This window comes from Streptomyces sp. NPDC006529 (genome assembly GCF_040611795.1).
GTDB lineage: Bacteria > Actinomycetota > Actinomycetes > Streptomycetales > Streptomycetaceae > Streptomyces.
Genome location: NZ_JBEXPB010000013.1, coordinates 73,863 through 91,956, shown reverse-complemented (window position 1 = coordinate 91,956; position 18,094 = coordinate 73,863). Strand labels below are relative to the sequence as shown.

16 protein-coding genes are annotated in these 18,094 nt (G+C 70.2%); 14 read left to right on the top strand and 2 right to left on the bottom strand.

The features are described from left to right. Positions 1-4: 4 nt before the first annotated feature. The 3 genes from ABZY31_RS13010 (at position 5) to ABZY31_RS13000 (ending at position 2,431) form a co-directional block, all read left to right on the top strand. Positions 5-1,366: a polysaccharide lyase family 1 protein gene (locus ABZY31_RS13010; protein WP_356408575.1), complete on the top strand. Its 1,362-nt coding sequence runs from the start codon at positions 5-7 to the stop codon at positions 1,364-1,366. A gap of 65 nt (positions 1,367-1,431) precedes the next feature. Then, the gene (locus tag ABZY31_RS13005) at positions 1,432-1,845 is read left to right on the top strand and encodes a VOC family protein (RefSeq protein ID WP_356408572.1); all 414 of its coding nucleotides are present in this window, start codon (positions 1,432-1,434) and stop codon (positions 1,843-1,845) included. Positions 1,846-2,131: 286 nt separating this feature from the next. Next, positions 2,132-2,431, top strand: coding sequence for a cupin domain-containing protein (locus ABZY31_RS13000; protein ID WP_356408569.1), 300 nt, complete (start codon positions 2,132-2,134; stop codon positions 2,429-2,431). A 153-nt stretch (positions 2,432-2,584) separates the two neighbouring features. Here ABZY31_RS13000 and ABZY31_RS12995 read toward each other — a convergent pair whose 3' ends face one another. Both ABZY31_RS12995 and ABZY31_RS12990 read right to left on the bottom strand, forming a co-directional pair. Then, positions 2,585-4,015: a non-reducing end alpha-L-arabinofuranosidase family hydrolase gene (locus tag ABZY31_RS12995; RefSeq protein WP_356408566.1), complete on the bottom strand. Its 1,431-nt coding sequence runs from the start codon at positions 4,013-4,015 to the stop codon at positions 2,585-2,587. 288 nt (positions 4,016-4,303) lie between these two features. Continuing rightward, positions 4,304-4,972: a hypothetical protein gene (locus ABZY31_RS12990; protein WP_356408563.1), complete on the bottom strand. Its 669-nt coding sequence runs from the start codon at positions 4,970-4,972 to the stop codon at positions 4,304-4,306. A 709-nt stretch (positions 4,973-5,681) separates the two neighbouring features. Between ABZY31_RS12990 and ABZY31_RS12985 the strand changes: the two genes are divergently transcribed. From ABZY31_RS12985 to ABZY31_RS12935, 11 genes are all read left to right on the top strand, one after another. Continuing rightward, on the top strand, positions 5,682-6,251 hold the full coding sequence (locus ABZY31_RS12985; protein WP_356408551.1) for a DUF6434 domain-containing protein: 570 nt from the start codon (positions 5,682-5,684) through the stop codon (positions 6,249-6,251). A gap of 781 nt (positions 6,252-7,032) precedes the next feature. Then, positions 7,033-7,359 carry a hypothetical protein gene (locus tag ABZY31_RS12980; RefSeq protein WP_356408548.1) on the top strand — a complete coding sequence of 109 codons (327 nt, stop codon included), beginning with the start codon at positions 7,033-7,035 and terminating at the stop codon, positions 7,357-7,359. Positions 7,360-7,501: 142 nt separating this feature from the next. Then, a complete protein-coding gene (locus ABZY31_RS12975; protein ID WP_356408545.1) occupies positions 7,502-8,119 on the top strand; it encodes a hypothetical protein in 618 nt (205 codons plus the stop codon). 155 nt (positions 8,120-8,274) lie between these two features. Then, a complete protein-coding gene (locus tag ABZY31_RS12970) occupies positions 8,275-9,192 on the top strand; it encodes a hypothetical protein (RefSeq protein ID WP_356408543.1) in 918 nt (305 codons plus the stop codon). A 166-nt stretch (positions 9,193-9,358) separates the two neighbouring features. Continuing rightward, entirely contained in the window at positions 9,359-10,237 is an 879-nt protein-coding gene (locus ABZY31_RS12965) for a heavy metal-binding domain-containing protein (protein ID WP_356408541.1), read from the top strand. Between the two features lies 1 nt (position 10,238). Beyond that, complete coding sequence (locus ABZY31_RS12960; RefSeq protein WP_356408539.1) at positions 10,239-11,102, top strand: heavy metal-binding domain-containing protein; 864 nt, start codon at positions 10,239-10,241, stop codon at positions 11,100-11,102. Then, positions 11,095-11,487, top strand: coding sequence for a hypothetical protein (locus tag ABZY31_RS12955; RefSeq protein ID WP_356408538.1), 393 nt, complete (start codon positions 11,095-11,097; stop codon positions 11,485-11,487). Before ABZY31_RS12960 ends, ABZY31_RS12955 begins: the two co-directional genes overlap by 8 nt. 276 nt (positions 11,488-11,763) lie before the next feature. Continuing rightward, the gene (locus ABZY31_RS12950; protein WP_356408535.1) at positions 11,764-14,097 is read left to right on the top strand and encodes a glycoside hydrolase family 44 protein; all 2,334 of its coding nucleotides are present in this window, start codon (positions 11,764-11,766) and stop codon (positions 14,095-14,097) included. 437 nt (positions 14,098-14,534) lie between these two features. Further along, complete coding sequence (locus ABZY31_RS12945) at positions 14,535-15,932, top strand: glycoside hydrolase family 43 protein (RefSeq protein ID WP_356408532.1); 1,398 nt, start codon at positions 14,535-14,537, stop codon at positions 15,930-15,932. Positions 15,933-16,105: 173 nt separating this feature from the next. Then, a complete protein-coding gene (locus ABZY31_RS12940; RefSeq protein WP_356408530.1) occupies positions 16,106-17,212 on the top strand; it encodes a ricin-type beta-trefoil lectin domain protein in 1,107 nt (368 codons plus the stop codon). Between the two features lie 114 nt (positions 17,213-17,326). Then, a complete protein-coding gene (locus ABZY31_RS12935; RefSeq protein WP_356408527.1) occupies positions 17,327-17,851 on the top strand; it encodes a hypothetical protein in 525 nt (174 codons plus the stop codon). The last annotated feature ends 243 nt before the right edge of the window (positions 17,852-18,094 follow it).

The window sequence follows — 18,094 nt, the reverse complement described above, 5'->3', positions numbered from 1 at the left end:
TCACGTGTCTGCTTCATCGCACCGCCGCTCACCCGCCCGCAAGCGCCTGGCACTGGTCGGCGCAGCCTCCCTGGTGGCAGCCGGTCTCGCGGCCGTGCCGCTGGCCATGAGTGCGGGCGCTGCCCCCGTGGACCTCGCGCACGCGGTGCTGCCCGCCAACGACGGCTGGGCCGCCGACGGATCGGGCACCACGGGCGGGCACGCCGCGGACTCCGCGCACACCGTCACCGTCTCGACCCGCGCGGATCTGGCCAAAGCCCTCAAGGCCGGCCCCGAGGGAGCCCCGCGGATCATCCAGGTCAAGGGGGCGATCAATATGAACACCGACGATTCCGGCAAGCCCCTGACGTGCGCCGATTACGCGGCCGGGACGGGCTACTCGCTCAACGCGTACCTGAAGGCCTACGACCCCGCCACCTGGGGCCGCTCGAAGCTGCCCTCGGGCACACAGGAGTCGGCCCGTGCCGCCGCCCAGGCCCGGCAAGCCGCACGCGTCGTCGTGAGCGTTCCCTCCAAGACCACGGTCGTTGGCGTGCCCGGCTCCGGCGCGGCGATCGTCGGCGGCAGCCTCCAGGTGAGCAACGCGGACAACGTCATCATCCGCAACCTCAGCTTCAGCGACACTCGTGACTGCTTCCCCCAGTGGGATCCGACCGACGGATCGACGGGCAACTGGAACTCCCAGTACGACGCCGTCTCCGTGCGCCGCTCCACCCACGTCTGGGCCGACCACAACACGTTCGGCGACGGCCCGCACTACGACAGCTCGAACCCGTCGTACTTCGGCCGCGAATACCAGGTCCACGACGGCGCCCTCGACATCACCAACGCCTCCGACCTCGTGACCGTCGAGTACAACCGGTTCACCAACCACGACAAGACCATGCTCATCGGCAGCAGCGACAAGGACACCAAGCTCCGGGTGACCTTGCACCACAACCTCTTCCAGGGCATCGTCCAGCGCGCCCCGCTCGCCCGGGTCGGCCAGATACACCTGTACGACAACTACTACGAGACGGCCACGCTCAACGGCTACGCCCACAGCTACAGCATCAACTCCCGCGCCCACGCCCAGATCGTCGCCCAGAACAACTACTGGGCCCTCTCCGGCGGCCGGAAGGTCTCCCAACTGCTCAGCGGCGACGGCACCGGCGCGGTCGCCGGCAGCGGCAACCTGGTCAACGGCACCACGACCGACCTCGTCGGTGCGTACAACGCCGAACACTCCAGCAAGAAGATCGCAACGACCGTGAACTGGACGCCGAAGCTGAACGCGGGCCTGGAACCCGCGAGCGGGCTGCCCGCCAAGCTCACCAAGTCAGCGGGTGCGGGCGTACTGAACGGCGCCAACGGCAGCACGGGTTGATGCCATAAGTGGGACGTCGGGCCGCGGGCCCCCAGCCTCATTTCGTCTTGTGGCAAGATCGCGGAATGCTGCGACTCACGGATTTCATCATCGACTGCCCGGACACGATGGAGCTGGCAGGTTTCTACTCCGAGGTGACGGGCCTCGCCGTCAAGGAGGACAGTAACGCGCACTGGGCCGGTATCCGGTTCGGCGAGATCGAACTGGCCTTCATCCAGGTGGACGACTACCGAGCCCCGCAGTGGCCCGACAGCGAGCACCCCAAGCAGTTCCACCTCGACTTCGAAGTCGACGACATCGAGGCCGAACAGCGCCGCGTCCTGGCCCTCGGCGCGACCCTGCAACGGGACTGCATCGACCCCGACGGCTACGGCTTCCGCGTCTACACCGACCCCATTGGCCACCCCTTCTGCCTCTGCCGCAACAAGGGTGTCGTCTGGACCGATGGGGGCCCCGTCTGGCCCCAGCGCGAGTCCTGACCTCAAGGGGCGAGGTCTCCGGTAACGGTTCATCGAGCAGAAGGACCGGACACCGGAGGCCTCGCGGCCACTCCGGCTCCCGGGAGCCGGACCGGTCCTCGAAGCGGACGGAGCGGCAGCTCGCCGAGGGCATCTGAGGGCGAGGGCGGCGGTCGGCGGTCGGCGTCGGGTTTTGCCAAACGGTCGACCCGTTGTTTTCCCAGGTCACGTAGGTTTCAGGTCATCCATTGATCTTTATCCGTGGCCCTTCGGCACAACCGAACGGGTCCGTGTGGAGGGGTGTGCCATGAGTGCCATTGACCTTGCAGAAACGGCCGCCGGTCTGCCGGAGGCGTGGAGTTCTCGCAGTCTGGGCATGGTGGGAGCGGCCTGCGTGAAGGTGCTGCGCATGGACGAGTTGCCCGTCGGGGAAGAGAGCCATGCGGCTGCCGAGGCTTTGGTGGTCCTCGACGGCCGACTGGAGCTGGAGGTGGAGGGCGCGCCCGTTTCCGTGCGGGCCGGCGAGCTGTTCATGGTGCCGGCAGGAGCGGCGCACGCCGTCCGCCCCGGGAGCCGGGGCGCGTTGCTGATCGTGGAACTGCCGTAGGAGAAGACACAGCACTTCATGCCGCCTCGCCCGGTTGTTCAGAACGGGCTGGACTGGTGCGCGGTGGTCAGGGGCGGTCTCCATGAGACCGCCCCTGACCCTCTCTGCCAAGACCGCCCCGTACCCCGTCGCGATCTCGGTGGATCGGGCGGATCAGCGCTGGAGAGTCAGCAGCCCCGGCCGGTACGGCAGCTTCAGGTAGTCGGTCCCCGCCGGCGTGTTGGCGGGGAGACCCTGGTAGAGGAACTGCAGGTTGCAGGGATCGATGGTCATGGTCTGGTCGGGGTTGTTGCGGACCAGGTCGCCGTGGCTGACGCCCTTGGCCCAGGTGGAGCCGCTGTTGGCCTGGCCCGCGAAGGGGCTGCTCTCGCTGCCGGCCTGGACGGTCCACGGACCGTTCAAGCTGGGGGCGGTGAACGAGCGGAAGTAGCGGTTCGAACCCTGCGCCTCGACGATCATGAGGTACTGGTTCTGGCCCTGGACCTTGTAGACCTCCGGCGCCTCGAACAGGAGGTCCGTCGCGTCGCTCATGACCGTCGTGTACGAGGAGCCGAAGTTGCCCGGGAAGTTCCCGATCGGCATGCTCGCCCGGTAGATCTTGCCGTTGTCGGCGCCGAAGAACAGGTACATGTTCTGGTCGTCAGCGATCATGGTCGGGTCGATCGGAGCGTCCCGCCGGTCCCCGGGGCCCGTGGGAAGGCTGCCGGTGAACAGCGGCTGCGCCGCGGACCAGCCGTTGGGGTTGGTCGGGTCGCTGGACGTGCGGTAGTAGAGCGGCCACTGACTCCACTGGGACACCATCACCCAGACGTTCTTCGGTGCGAAGTAGAAGAGTTCGGGCGCCACCGCGGGCTCGTTCATCGCGGTCTGGGTGGCCGCTCCCATGTCCGACCAGTTCGTGAAGGGACTGAACCCCGTCGAGCCCCACGCCGTTCCGTTGGAGGTGGTCGCGTAGACCAGGTGCTTGCCGTTGTACGTGGTGGTGGAGAAGTCCTTCAGTGCGAGCTGCCCGTTCGCCGGCTGCGCCAGCGGATCGGTCGAGGTCCACCGGTAAGTGGAGGGGAGAGCGCACGCGTTGCTCGCCCCGGCCAGGCCGGTCCACTTCTGGTTGCTGCCGCCGTGGCACGACCAGACCTGCACCCCCGTGCCGTTGGTCGTACCCCAGCCGGACACCTCCAGGCACAGCCCGGACCGCACGCCGACGACCGTGCCGTCGGAGTTCACCCGCCACTGCTGGTTCTCACTGCCGGTGCAGGTCCAGATCTGCACCGGGGTCCCGGACGTGGTGCCGCCGCCACGGACATCCAGGCACTTGTTGCCGTACACGGTCAGCTGGCTGCTGCCGGTCAGCGTCCACTGCTGGTTGACTCCACCGTGGCAGTCCCAGATGTGCACGTTCGCGCCGTCGGTCTGGCTGAAGCCCGCCACATCGAGACAGCGGCCGGAAGCCGCACTGCGCAAGTCGCTGGTCGTGGCTGCCTGAGCCGGGCTGGCCACGAGCAGCGCCGCCAGCGCGACCAGGGCCGCAAACACGGCGGCGAGCACCGCGGAGGGGCGCCCGCGGCTGAAACTTCGTCTGCGCATTGAGATCTCCTTTGTGACCGGATGAGCTGTCACACGGTTCAGGCAGGGGCGACCTGTCCTCGGCGCCTGCGGATCCGGCTGGATCGGATGCGGCGCGTCGGAGCGGCGACAGGGTGTGGCCCCTGGGTGGTAGGGGGTGCCGGAGTATTGTTAGCGCTAACAATTCGCGGCTCGCGCAACGGCGTTGGAGCAGGAAACCAAGGGCCTGAGTGAGTGTCAAGATCTACTACAAGAATCCTCGGCGGTTCCGCAGCGACTTCGGATCACTGACCGGAGGGAGGCGTCCGATCAGCAGCCCAACCCGTCGAAGAGGCAACTGCGATCGGCGAGCAGGACCGCCGGCAACGGGGCCTCGAGCACCAGGGCCCGGGGGAGTGTCAGACCGAAGTACCGCTCCAGCACGCCCAGGACCGTCCGGTGCACCTCGCGACCCGCCCGCTCCTCGTCCGGCAGGCCTTCTGCGCGCAGCAACTTCTCCAGCTCGTCTCTGACTTCGGGGTCTCCGGCGACCTTGCCGTTGCCCCAGGAGTCGTCCAAGTGGAGATTGAACGAGCACACCGTCCGGCCGTCCCGGTGGTAGCGGAAAGTGGGCGGCACCGGCTTGCCGTTCTCCTCCTCGTACTCGATCAGGAAGACTTCGGCCCCGTCCTCGGAGATCGCCGGATCGTCCCGGAACTCCCCGAACCAGCCCCCGTACGCCACCGCGAAGGACCACCCGCCGCTCACCCCCAGCCGCAGCCCGATGCCGTCCCAGACGTCCCCGCACTCCGATTCCAACACCTCGACCAGCCCGTCCCCGGTCAGTTCCCCGACGGGGTGCGCCGTCCGCTGAGACCACTGGGACAACGCCGCGATCCGTGCTGCCAGCGCCTCCACCCCCAGGCCTCGGGCCAGCGTCACGCTGTAGCCGCCGAAGGCGATGCTCCGTGGCTCCGCGAGCCAGGTGATTCCGTCCATGAGGCGATCCTCCCGCACCCCACTGACACGCCCCCCAACCCCTGGAGGAGGTGGTTCCCAAGCGATCTCCGCCCTGCGGTACGGAGGTGTTCGCGGCGATCACGCGGCAGGCCCGTTCGCTGGGCGAGCGCACGGATATCGCGGCAGTCCGGGCTCCGGAGCATCTGGCCCGGGCGCTCACCGCTCTCACCGGCGGCGCCCCCATCCGAGCTGCGGGAACGCAACCCGCTGCCGGCCTCCGGACGGGAGGCCCTGGGCAGGGACGACTGGGCGGTCGCAAGGTCGGCGTGGCCCTGGAACCGGAGCCGTAGGCGTCACAGTCGCGGGCCCGGCGCGCCAAGCGGCCCGCAACTCTGGCGCTACCCGCCCGGTCCCACCCCCGGCCAGGCCGCCCCAACTTCCGGCGCGGGGCGTGACGCGTGGCGCAGGCCCGCGACCGCGCGCGTGCGAAGGCGGTGCGGCCGTAACCGAGCGCCTGCTGAATCGTTTATCCATATCGTCGCGGCAGATGCACAACCGCTCCCCCCTGCGGTGCCGCGACCGGCCCCGGGACACACCCCCCGTCCCGGGGCCCTTGTTCTCATCGCGCCGGTGGCGGTGGGCGTCGCCACTTGCTCCCATCCGAGCCGCCACATTCTCGCCGCTTCGTGGTTGGCCCCCGATTCGTCTCGTCAGACGACAGGTGGATCACCCCTCCTATCATGGGGACGTGAGTTCGAACGTGGATGCCGAGGCACGACCAGCGCTGAGTGCGGCGTTGAGCGGGGACGAGTTGTCCCGCTGGTACTGGACGCTGGCCGAGCTGACCCTGCTTGCCCGCGAACTCGGGGTGCCGCGGGGCGGTGGGAAGGCGGCACTGACAGAGCGGCTACGGGCCGCATTGGACGGCGTCGCCCCGCTTCCCGCGCCGCCCCGGCCGCGCAAGGCCGACCGCCAGCTCGCCGCGCCAGTGGACGGGCTCACCGTGATTCCCGAGGGGCAGCGGTGCAGTCAGGTGCTCCGCGAGTACTTCCGCCGCGAGATCGGAGCAGGTTTCCACTTTGACGCCTACATGCGGACATTCGTAGCCGAAGGTGCAGGGCGTACCCTGGCCGATGCCATCGACCATTGGCACGCCACGCGCCAAGACGCTGCCCAACCCCAGGAGATCGGCTCGCAGTTCGAGCTCAACCGGTTCCTGCGTGACTGGTACGCCGAGCATCCGGCCGGGAGCCGTGCCGAAGCACTCGCCGCCTGGCGCGCTCAGCGCGACCGGCCTCGTAACCCGGCCGTGGGGTGACCGGTCTGCGCTGATGTCCGGGAGCCGAGCGCCCGGGAACATCGCAGATGACCGACCGCGCGGGCTGCGACACGCGACCGGACGACAGCCTCCGGTCCGCCGGTCTCGCGCCGGGCCACCTCGCGCGGCGCGTCCAGCCGGTTCGCCAGATACGGGGTCGGCTGCCCGTCCCACAGACCCGCCCCGAAGACCGCACGCAGCCTGGAGGGCGGCCCCGAGGCACTGGGACGCGTCCTCGACCACTACATCGCCACGGGCATCGCGGCCGTGGCGGCGGCCGAGCCCGGCAACGAGGACTGCTTCCCGCTGCCGGCGGACTACCTGCCGCCCGTCGCCGTCCGGGAGTTCGGCGACCGGTCCGCCGCCGTGGCCTGGTACGCGGCCGAGCGGGACGACCTCGCACAGGCGGTGGCGGCCGCACACGCCGCCGGACTGCACGAGCGGACCTGGCGGATCGTCCTGACGATGTGGCCGCTGATCGTATGGCGCGTCCGGGACGGCTGGGCCCCGCTCCTGGAGACCGCGCTCGAAGCCGCCCGGTCCGCCGGCGACCAGTACGGCGAGGCACGGGTGCTGAACGTGCTCGGCTGGGTGCTGACCGAGGAAGGACGCGTCCCCGAGGCGCTCACCCACCTGGAGGCCGCCTCGACGCCGGCCTCCCGGGCGGGTGACGCGGCGGCCGAGGCGAACGCCCTGGTCGTCCCGGCCGTCGCGCAAGCCGCACACGGCAGCCTGGACGGGGCCGCGCAAGGCCGGCGACCGGACCACCGAGAGACCGGCAATGCAGCACCTGGCCCGCCACCGGGCCGACGCCGGGAAGTGGCGCCAGGCGCTCGACACCGCGACCGAGGCGCTGGCCTTCGACGACCGCTCGGACGCGGCCGACGTGCCGCGCCTCCTGCTCCTTACGGTACGGGGAGAGGCGCTGCTGGGGCTCGGGCAACTCGACCTGGCGGCGCGGGAAGCGGAATCCTGCTGCTACGACGACGGCGCCGTACGCGCGCTCGGCGCGCTGCTGCGGGCACCGGCCGATGCGGGCCTCCAGGCACGGTACGACACGGCTGTCGCCCGGCTCACGACCCGGACGGCCTCGGAAAGAGGGCGTTAAGGCCAAATTTTGCCCAGAAGATCTGCTTTGAGCTATTGGATCATTGTGTGAAGTTTGGGGTGGTGTGTTCTTGCGTAGGTTCAGGGTGTCGGCCGTGGAGCATCTGCGGTCGCGCACTTCGAGAGGCTTCCTCATGCGCTTCATGCGCACCACCACTCTCTCCCGGACCTTCCTGATCTCCGTGATCGCCGTGGCCGGTCTCACCGCCGCCCCGGCCCTGGCCTCCGCGTCGGCCCGTGCCGAGTTGGGCAGTGTCCGGGCCGCAAGTGGGTTTGGTCTGCTGGGACTTCCCGGCAGTAACGGGGCCAACGGCATCGGTACAGGTGGTGGGATCGGTGGCCTGGGCGGTACCGGTGGTGCGGCCGGTGCCAATGGGAACGGCGGCAACGGGGGTATCGGCGGCAACGCGAGCGGCAGCGCCAGCGCCGGTGGCGCGGGCGGTGCCGGCGGCGCCGGGGGCGCCAACGGCAACGGCGGTAGCGGTGGTTCCGGGGGTGGCGCCGCGCTGGGTGGCACCGGGGGCAAGGGCGGTGTGGGCGGCGTCGGCAACGCGGGTGTCGGTATCGGCGGCGGCAACGGCGGCAACGGCGGTGCGTCCACGGTCGGTGGCGGACACAAGGGCGGTACCGGCGGTGCGGGTGGCGCGGCAAGCCCCGTGTGTCCCGGCAAGCCCGGAGGCAACGGCACTGCCGCCACGTCCACTGCGGACGGCACCACCGGTGCGACCGGCGCCGCAGGGAACTCCACCCTTCCCTGCTGACCCCCCGCAGCGGTTGGCGAGCCGGCTCCCGTAGTACAACGAGCATCGCCCGGTGCCACCTCGCCCCAACAGCGTCTGCAGGGGCGAGGTGGCACCGGCCTGCCGCAGTGACCCGCACTCACCCGCGCTTCACCCGAGTCTGAGGAAATCCCGTCATGAACAGGAACCAGACTGCCGCTCTCCTCGCCCTGCCCACTTTCTTCGCCGGCGCAGCACTCTTCCTGGGTTCTCCCGCCGCGGCCTCCGCCCTCGCCTGCACCGCAGGCACCGCGGGCGTCGCAGGCGCCAATGGCAACCCCTCCCACCCCAGCGGATTCCCCGGCGCCGCGGGTGGCCCCGCGACCGGAACCGGGGACTGCGCCGGCGGTACGGGCGGCCCCGGCGGCAACGGTGTCCTGGGCGGCGTCGGCGGTGCGGGCGCCAACGGCGGTGCCGGCCTCGGCAGCGGATCCGGCGGAGCGGGTGCTCTCGGTGGCGACGCCGGCCCCAACGGCGCGGCAGGCGGCACCGGCGCGGCCGGCGGACTGACCGGCGCGGGCGGTGCGGGCGGTGCGGGCGGTCCGGGTACTCACGGGGGTGCGGGCGGCGTCGGCGGCTCCGGCGGCAACTCCGGGGCCGACGCAGGGGCAGGTGGCCGCGGCGGTCTCGGCGGCGCCGGGGGATCCAACGGCGGCGCGGGTGGCAACGCGGGCAGCGGCGGCACCGGCCACGGCGGTGGCGCGGGCGGGAACGGCGGTGCGGGCGGCATCAACAGCGCCGGGAACGGCGGTAAGGGCGGCAAGGCCGGCGACGGCGGCAATGGCAGCTCCGGTGGCGCCTACCCGGGTGGTGCCGCAGGCATCGGCGGGGAGGGGGGCCTGAGTTCCGGAGGCGTCCTCAACTCCGGGGGCAACGGCGGTGGCGGGGGCAACGGCGGCACCAAGTCGGGTGCCGGCACCGACGGAGCGTGTGGTGTCGGCGGCGCCGGCGGCAACGCCACCGGCGGCCTCCTCTTCCACGGCGGAACCGGAGGGGCGGGCGGGATCGTCGGCTTGGGCAGCCCCTGCGCCAGCGGAGCCAACGGAACGCCGTGACCCACCGCCATCGATGCGGAGATGTGGGTGTTGACCAAGGGCCCTGAGCGGACGACTGGTTGGCGTCCGGGGATCGCCGTCTCGCTCGTCCGGTCGATGACGTACGCTCCAGATGAGGGCGACGCGATCCGTGCGGTCGGCCCGGAGCCCGATGGCACAGGAGCGGATGACACACGAACGAGACGCCGGCCCGCCCGGCAGCGCTGCGGGTCGCACGGGCAGGCCCTGGGCCGGCGGTAGCTGGGACTCGGCGCTGTCGGTCGAGGAGTTCGCGGCGGTCCAGGGCGTGGGGTTCGAGCCGGTCGGGCAGGTGCTCGGTACGGCCGTCTTCACCATCGGCTACACCGGCCTCGGGGGCTGCCCAGGCGCATGGTCGGTCACGGGCGGCAAGAAGGTGCCGTCCTCGGCGTGGACCTCTTCCTTCTCGCCGTTGGTGAAGACGATGTACGAGGCGCGCAGGCTGGCGCTGGCCCGCGTGGTGGCCCAGTGCCGTGCGCTCGGCGGTGACGGGATCGTCGGGGTGGAGCTGCGGGTCCGCGCGGTCGAGTCCTCGCCGGGGGCAGTGGAGTTCACCGCGCTGGGCACCGCGGTGCGGGCCTCCTCGCGCGTCCGGCCGAGCGTGCCCTTCACCTCGCACGTCAGCGGCCAGGACTTCGCCAAGCTCCTGTCCGCCGGGTGGGTTCCCACCGGACTCGCCTTCGGCATCGCCCTCGAAGCCCGCCACGACGACTGGCGCACCTCCCGCCGGACCGGTTGGACCGCCGGGAACCAGGAGGTCGACGGCTACACCCAGCTGGTCCACCACGTGCGCAGCGACGCCCGGCGACAGCTGACCGTGCACGCCGCGAAGCACGGCGCCGACGGGGTGGTGCTGGACGACGTGGAGTTGCAGGTGCACGAGAGCGAATGCCCCAGCTTCGGGTACGCGCGCGACTTCAGCGCGGAGGCGGTCTTCGTCGGCACCGCCATCGCCCGGTTCAGCCGCTCCGGGCGGCCTGCCGGGCCGAGACCACTGACCATCATGAGACTGGAGCGCGAGGGCTGACATGACCGAGACAACGGGGCGGGAACCGGTCGGTGATGCCGCACGGCCGGCCGCCGAGGCAATACCCGAGGGGGCGATGCGGCGGCTCGCACAGCTGCAGCCCGGCGAGAAGGACTCGTTCTTCACCTCTGACCTGACCGTGAACGAGTTCCTGCTGGTGCGCGAAGCCGGCTTCCGCCCGCGCGGCCTGGTCCTCGGCTCCTCGGTCTACCACGTGGGCCTGCAACTCGGCAGGTGGTCGAAGAACCAGGAACTGACCAAACTGTCCCAGGCCATGTACCACGCGCGCGATCTGGCGATGAGCCGGATGGAAGCCGAAGCGAGCGCTCTGGGGGCGGACGGGGTCGTGGGAGTGCGACTGGACATCCGGTTCAAGGAGTTCGGCACGGACATCGCCGAGTTCATCGCGGTCGGCACGGCCGTGAAGGCGGACGGCGCGGACCCGGGACAGAGCGGCACCTGGCTCAACAACAAGGGCAAGCCGTTCACCTCGGACCTCTCCGGTCAGGACTTCTGGACGCTGCTCCGGGCCGGATACGCGCCCTTGGACATGGTCATGGGCTCGTGCGTCTACCACATCGCGCACCAGCGCTTCGCCCAAGCGCTGAGCACCACGGGCCGCAACGTCGAGATCGAGCCGTTCACCCAGGCGCTCTACGACGCGCGCGAGCTGGCGATGAGCCGCATGCAGGCCGAGGGCAAAGCCCTGGACGCCGATGGGATCGTGGCGGTGCAGCTGAGGCAGCACTCGCACAGCTGGGGATCGCACACCACCGAGTTCTTCGCCATAGGCACTGCGGTGCGCTCGCTGCGCGAAGACCACGTCATCGACCGGCCGACCATGGTGCTGGGCCTCGATGGCTGAGCGGGAAGTGGAACTGCTGGCCGCGGCGCTGCGCCGCGACAGCGCGGACCTGAACCTCTACGTCAACGTGCTTGCGGCGAACCTTGCGGACTTGCTGCCGCCCGGCGCCGTACGGGTCGAGCGCAGGCGTTCCGTCACGCAACGGCTGGCCGGTCGCGAGGGCGCGGTCGCCGAACTGGACGTCGCCCTCGGGGAGCAGGGGCTCTCGCTGTGGATGGACCGTGGCCGGGTGACCGGGGAGATCCGCCACGAGGTACGGGGCATCGTGCTCTCGCGGCGGCCCGTCGGTATGGACGAGTGGATCGATGCCCTCGCCCGGTCCCTGGCCGAAGCGGCGGCCTCGAACGCCCGCGCCCGCCAGGCCGTCGAGCGCTTCCTGGCCTGACGGTTGTCGGGGACGCCTGACCCGTAGTCAGAGCGATGCGCGCATACGTGTTGACACCCCGGTCCGGGCGCTCCACACTCCTGCATGGGAGCGCTCCCACACGATGACTCGCCCCACTGGCGGCGAGTTGAGTACCGGGTCTTCCCGGCGTTCCCTCAGCGCGGTCCTTTCCGTCCCCCGTCCAAGGCCGCGGCGCTGCCGGTGGTACGTGTCGATCGCACGCTTCGGGCGTTGCGGGCCGTACCGCCCGCGCTGCCGGCTGCTGAGAAGGAGACCATGCGTACGACACACAAGGCGGCCGCCTTGGCGGCGGTCGCGGTACTGCTGGCCGGGACCGGAGCGGCGCAGGCCGTCGGCACCGCGCCCGGGCGAGCGATGCCGGCGGCCGCTGCCGCCGCGGGCCCGGCGATCACCGTGGACGCCACCAGCGGGCGGCACTCCATCGACCCCCACATCTACGGCATGAACTTCCCCGACGAAGCCCTGGCCAAGGAACTTGGTCTGCCGATGGGCCGCTGGGGCGGCAACGCCACCAGCCGTTACAACTACAAGCTCGACGCCTACAACGCCGGGTCGGACTGGTACTTCGAGGACCTGCACTACGACAACGACCCCGCCGCACTGCCCGCCGGATCGCAGGCGGACAAGTTCGTCGAGCAGAACCGCAGGACCGGCACCGACACGCTGATGACGGTGCCGCTGATCGGCTGGACGGCGGCCGGCCGCGACAGCGGCTGCGGGTTCAGCGTCGCCAAGTACGGTCCGCAACAGGAGACCGACGCGCAGTGGCGCCCCGACTGCGGCAACGGCAGGAAGCCCGACGGCACCCTGATCACGGGCAATGCTCCGGCCGAGACCAGCACGCCCGCGGGCCCGGACTTCGTCAAGGGCTGGGTGCAGCACCTCGACAGTGCCCACGGCACCGCGAACAGCGGTGGTGTTCGCTTCTACAACCTGGACAACGAACCGGACCTGTGGTTCGGCACCCACCGCGATGTCCGCCCGGTCGGGGCCAGTTACGACGAAATGCGTGACAGTACCTACGCCGTCGCCGCAGCCGTCAAGGACGCCGACCCGGCGGCGCAGACCCTCGGCCCGGTCGGCTGGGGCTTCAACTCGCTGGTCTACTCCGGCCTGGACCAGCAGGTGTGCGGCCGGCAGGGAGGCAGTTGCTGGTCGAACCCGCCGGACGCCGCCGCGCACGGGGGCACGCAGTTCGCCCCGTGGTACTTGCAGAAGATGAAGGAGTACGAGCAGGCGCACGGGCGCCGGATCCTGGACTACTTCGACGAGCACATCTACCCGCAGCAGTCCGGTGTGTCCGGCAGCGCGGACGACGCGGCGACGCAGGCCCTGCGACTGCGCTCCACCCGCCAGTTGTGGGATCCCTCCTACGTCGACGAGAGCTGGATCAACCAGCCGATCCAGTTCGTCCCCCGCATGCGCTCGCTCGTCGACCAGAACTACCCCGGTACGAAACTGGCCATCTCGGAGTACAACTGGGGCGCGCTGGACCACATCGACGGCGGCCTGGCCCAGGCCGACGTGCTGGGGATCTTCGGACGTCAGGGGCTGGACCTGGCCACCCTGTGGTCACCGCCCAAGGCGACCGACCCCGGAGCGTACGCCTTCCGCATGTTCCTGAACTACGACGGCCAGGGCGGCGCCTTCGGCGACACCTCCGTCAAGGCCGCGAGCGCCGACCAGGACAAACTGTCGGTGTACGCGGCCGAGCGCAGCAGCGACCATGCCACCACGGTCATGGTGATCAACAAGAGCACCGGCGACCTGACCGCACCCGTATCCGTGACCGGTGGCGCCGCGCTCGCGGCAGCGGCGCAGGTCTACCGCTACGGCCAGGGCGACCCCACCACGATCCAGCACCTGGCCGGTCAGCCGCTGGGCGGCGGCTCCTTCACCGCGACCTTCCCGGCGTACTCCATCACCGAATACGTCATTCCCGCCGGCTCGGCCCAGACCACCCCGCCCTCGGCGCCCGGCGCTCCCACGGCCTCCGCAGTCGGCCCGGACCGCGTGACGCTGACCTGGCCGGCCGCCACACCCGGGGCCTCCCCCCTGGCGGACTACCGCGTGTACGCCGGCGACCCGGCCACCACGGCGCCGCTGGCCACCGTCCCCGCGCCGGCCACCACCGCCACTGTCACCGGCCTGACTCCAACCACCGCCTACACGTTCCGCGTGGTGGCCATCGACACCGGGGGCCGCAGCTCACCTCCGTCGGCTCCGCTACAAGTGTCCACCGGCCCGGCCACGACGAGCGGCTGCACCGTCACCTACCAGGTCGGCAACGACTGGGGCGCCGGCTTCACCGCCAGCGTGAAGTTCACCAACCTGGCGGCACCGGTCACCGGCTGGAACCTCGGATTCACCTTCGCCGGCAACCAGACGCTCACCCAGGGCTGGAACGGCACTTGGGCGCAGACCGGTGCCAAGGTCACCGTCAAGGACGCCGGCTGGAACGCGTCCCTGCCCACCGGTGGTTCCGCCACGATCGGCTTCAACGGCGCCTACTCCGGGGCCAACCCCACACCGGGCGACTTCACCCTCAACGGCGCCACCTGCGCCACTGCCGGCACCGCGCCGCACTGACCCACCCCGCTCACGCATGGCCGACCCACAACTAGGGTCGGCCATGCGCCGTCAAGACCGGCTGCACATGGACGCTCCAGGCGTTCAGGTGGGCCTGGCCGCGATTCCCGGTCGGACCGCGGGATGACCTTGCGCGTGACCTTGACGCACTACTCGGGCTGACACATAGTGATGGCCATCAAGCCGCCTTCATCCCACGCCTGACTTCACCGACTGATTTGTTAGCGCTAACATTCAGGCTCGCTCACACCGTCCCGCATGCCCGACGGGCGGGCCCCACGGAAGGGCAGCACCCCCCTGAGCAGGGACGCAACGTCTGCGACAACCCGCGGCGCCCGTTGCATTCCGTGGTCCGGGGTGCCTCGCTCAGCACCGCGACGGTGCATGCCGTGACCGCCGAGAACGGCCGCCCGCCCCCCACGCACCCTGGAGCGCACATGACCGCCACCACCGGCCCCGGCCCGCACCCGTCGCGCCGGCTGTTCCTCGGTATGGCCGCCACCGTCCCGCTGGCCCTGACCGGAACGCTGACGCTCGGCGCCCTGCCCGCCTACGCCGCCGACGCCGCGTACGTCATGGGCTACTTCACCGAGTCCGCGACCATGCTGGAAGCCGACTACGGCCTGCACCTGGCCGTCAGCACCGACGGCCTCCGCTGGATGCCGCTCAACCAGAACAACCCCGTGGTGACCCCGACCGCGGGCGCGGGCGGCCTGCGTGATCCGTTCATCATGCGCAAGCAGGACGGCACCTTCGTCGTACTCGCCACCGACCTCAAGGGCACCGACTGGGGCTACAACAGTCAGTACATCCACGTCTGGGACTCCGCGGACCTGCGCAGCCTCACGGGCTACCGGCGCCTCAAGCTGCACGACATGGTCACCCACAGCTGGGCGCCCGAGTCCTTCTGGGACGCCGGCAGGGGCCAGTACGGGATCATCTACTCCTCCGTCAATGCCAGCGGCCACGGCGTGATCATGGTGAACTACACCACCGACTTCCAGACGGTGTCGTCCCCGCAAGTCTTCTTCGATCCCGGCTACGACATCATCGACGGCACTTTGGCCGTGGGCGTCAACGGCGTCAACTACCTCTACTACAAGAGGGACCAGACCCTGGTCGGCGCGCGGTCGACCACCCTCGATCCGGGCAGCTTCACGCCCTTCAGCACGGCGGTCGCCCACGGCGGCACCGAGGCGCCGACCTTGGTGAAGTCCCTGACCTCCGGATCCTGGTACCTGTGGGGCGACACCTACACGCCGAACGGCGTCTACTACGCCTGGCAGAGCAACGACCTCGCCTCCGGCACCTGGTCCCCGCTCGACCAGCGCCTGTACACCCAGCCTCTCAATTCCAAGCACTGCACCATCGCGACGATCACCACGACCGAGTACAACAACCTCGTGGCGAAGTGGGGCAGCCCCGCCTGGAACCGGCTGAAGTCCTACAACTACCCCGACCGATACGTCCGTCATGCCAACTCCGTCGGCCGGATCGACCCCTACCCGTTCGACCCGTTCACCGACTCCCAGTGGAAGCTCGTGCCCGGCCTGGCCGACAGCGCGGGTGTGTCCTTCCAGTCGGTGAAGTTCCCGACCCGCTATCTGCGGCACTACGACTACGACCTGCGGCTGGAAGAGAACGACGGCACCGCGACCTTCGCCGCGGATGCCACGTTCCACAGGACCGCCGGACTGGCCGACTCCGCCTGGTCGTCGTTCCGTTCGCACAACTTCCCGACGCGCTACATCCGGCACACCGGCTACGTCCTGCGCATCGACCCGATATCCACCACCACGGAGAAGGCCGACGCCACCTTCCAGGTCGGCTACTGACGGGTCCGGCTCGGGCCGTTACCTTCACCGCCGCTGGCTTGACGGCCGGTGGGAAACGCGGGCCTGGTCCCTTCGAGTGGACCCGAAGGGCCACGCCCGCGGCGAACCGATGGAACGCATGAACGGTGATCAGCCCCGTTGAATCAGCGCCCACCACCGAAGAGGACGCCTTCATGAGGAAGTTTTGGGTTCCCTTCCTGCTCGCCCTCGTCGCTGCCACCCTCGGGGTGACGACAACAGGCGCGACCTCTGCCTCCGCCGCCTCCAGCACACCCTTGCGGGTCATGCCGATGGGCGACTCCATAACCTGGGGCGTGGGAAGCAGTACGGACAACGGCTACCGAAACGCCTTGTGGAGCAAGCTCGCCGCGGACGGCCATCCGCTGGACTTCGTCGGCACGCTGCGGGGCGGTTCGATGGCCGACCCCGACAACGAAGGTCACCAGGGATACAGGATCCACCAGGTCGCCGAACTCGCCGACGCCTCGCTGACCCGCTATCGGCCCAACGTCGTGACGCTGATGATCGGCACCAACGACCTGGCCGGGAGCTACCAGGTATCCACCGCTCCCGCCCGGCTGAAGTCGCTGGTCAACCAGATCACCGCCGACGTCCCCGACGCCACCGTCCTCGTGGCCTCCCTGGTCGTGTCCACCAGCGGCGCGGAGGAGCAGTTCCGTGCCGCGTACAACCAGGCCATCCCCCAGATCGTGAGCGAGGCACAGTCCGCGGGCAAGCACGTGGCGTACGTGGACATGAGCAGCCTGACCACGGCCGACCTTGCCGACGCCCTGCATCCCAACGACGCGGGCTACGAGAAGATGGCCGACGCCTTCCACCGCGGCATCCGAACCGCGGACAGCGCCGGGTGGCTGAGGAACCCCGCCCCCGTCCCCGCGCCCGTGCAGTCCGGCCTGGGCGGCAAGTGCCTGGATGTCAGCGGCTTCGGCACCGCCGACGGGACCGCCGTCCAGATCTGGAGCTGCGGCAACAGCACCAACCAGTTCTGGTCCGCCTACACCGACGGCACCCTGCGCTCCATGGGCAAGTGCCTCGAAGCCGCCGGCTTCGGGACGGCCAACGGCACCAAGATCCAGATCTGGGCCTGCCACGGCGGCTCCAACCAGATCTGGCAGCCCTACAACGGTGGCTACCGCAACCCCGTCTCCGGTCGCTGCCTCGACATCCCGGGCTACTCCACGACCGACGGAACGCAGCTCCAGCTGTGGGACTGCCATGGCGACTCCAACCAGAAGTGGACCACCCTGTCCGCCGGATGACGAGCAACGCAAGAGTGGTTCATGTAGCCGCGGGCGGGACAGGATGGGGCGATGCGGCTGGCGGAGGGGGACGGTGTGCGGCGGTGATGGGTCGGCAATTGCAACAGCGAGTGCATGGTGGATCGGCTGGAGGACCTGGATCCCCGGGAACGGGAGGGAACGCCGGTCGTCGCGGCGCGGATGGTGTGGCTGCTGCGCGACGGCGACGCCCTGGTGCTGCCGCAGCCGGTGGACCCGTCCTTCGTCGCCCATGTGGGTGCGCTGATGGGCTTCGATCCGGCACGTGTGGATCTGCTGACTCCCGGGGACAGCGACGTCCGGGTGTTGGGCCAGGAGGCGTTGCTGCGGCCCAAGTTCCTCGACCGGTTGCGCAAGGTCGTGGCGGTCCCCGAGGACTGGGCGATCCGGGCGTACATGTCGGACCGTGGAATCGCCCCCTGGCGTCGGAGATCGCTCTGCCCCAGGACGCGGTCTCCGCGTTCGATGCCTCCGGTGGCGCGGAGTTGTTCAACAGCAAGGTCGTCTTCCGCGCTCTGGCGGCCGGCCTCGATGTCCCCGTCCCGGACGGGGCGGTGTGCGCCCACCGCGGTGATCTGGAGCGCGCACTTGACCGGCTTGCCGCGCCGACCGGTGCGGTGATCGTCAAGGCCGACCGCATGGGCGGTGGCGCGGGCAATGTGCTGTGTCACACCGACCCCAACGTTCCGTCGGCCGGTGCTGCCTTCACGCTCCCCCTGGGCAGCGCCCAGGACCGGGAGGCGATCCTCGCCCACACGGGTCTCGCCGCCACCCATGCCCCGTGCGGGCAGTCGTCGCCGAGACCTACCACCCCCGCTGTCGATCCTTGTGCGTGGAAGTACTCTGCCCTTCACCGCAGTCGGG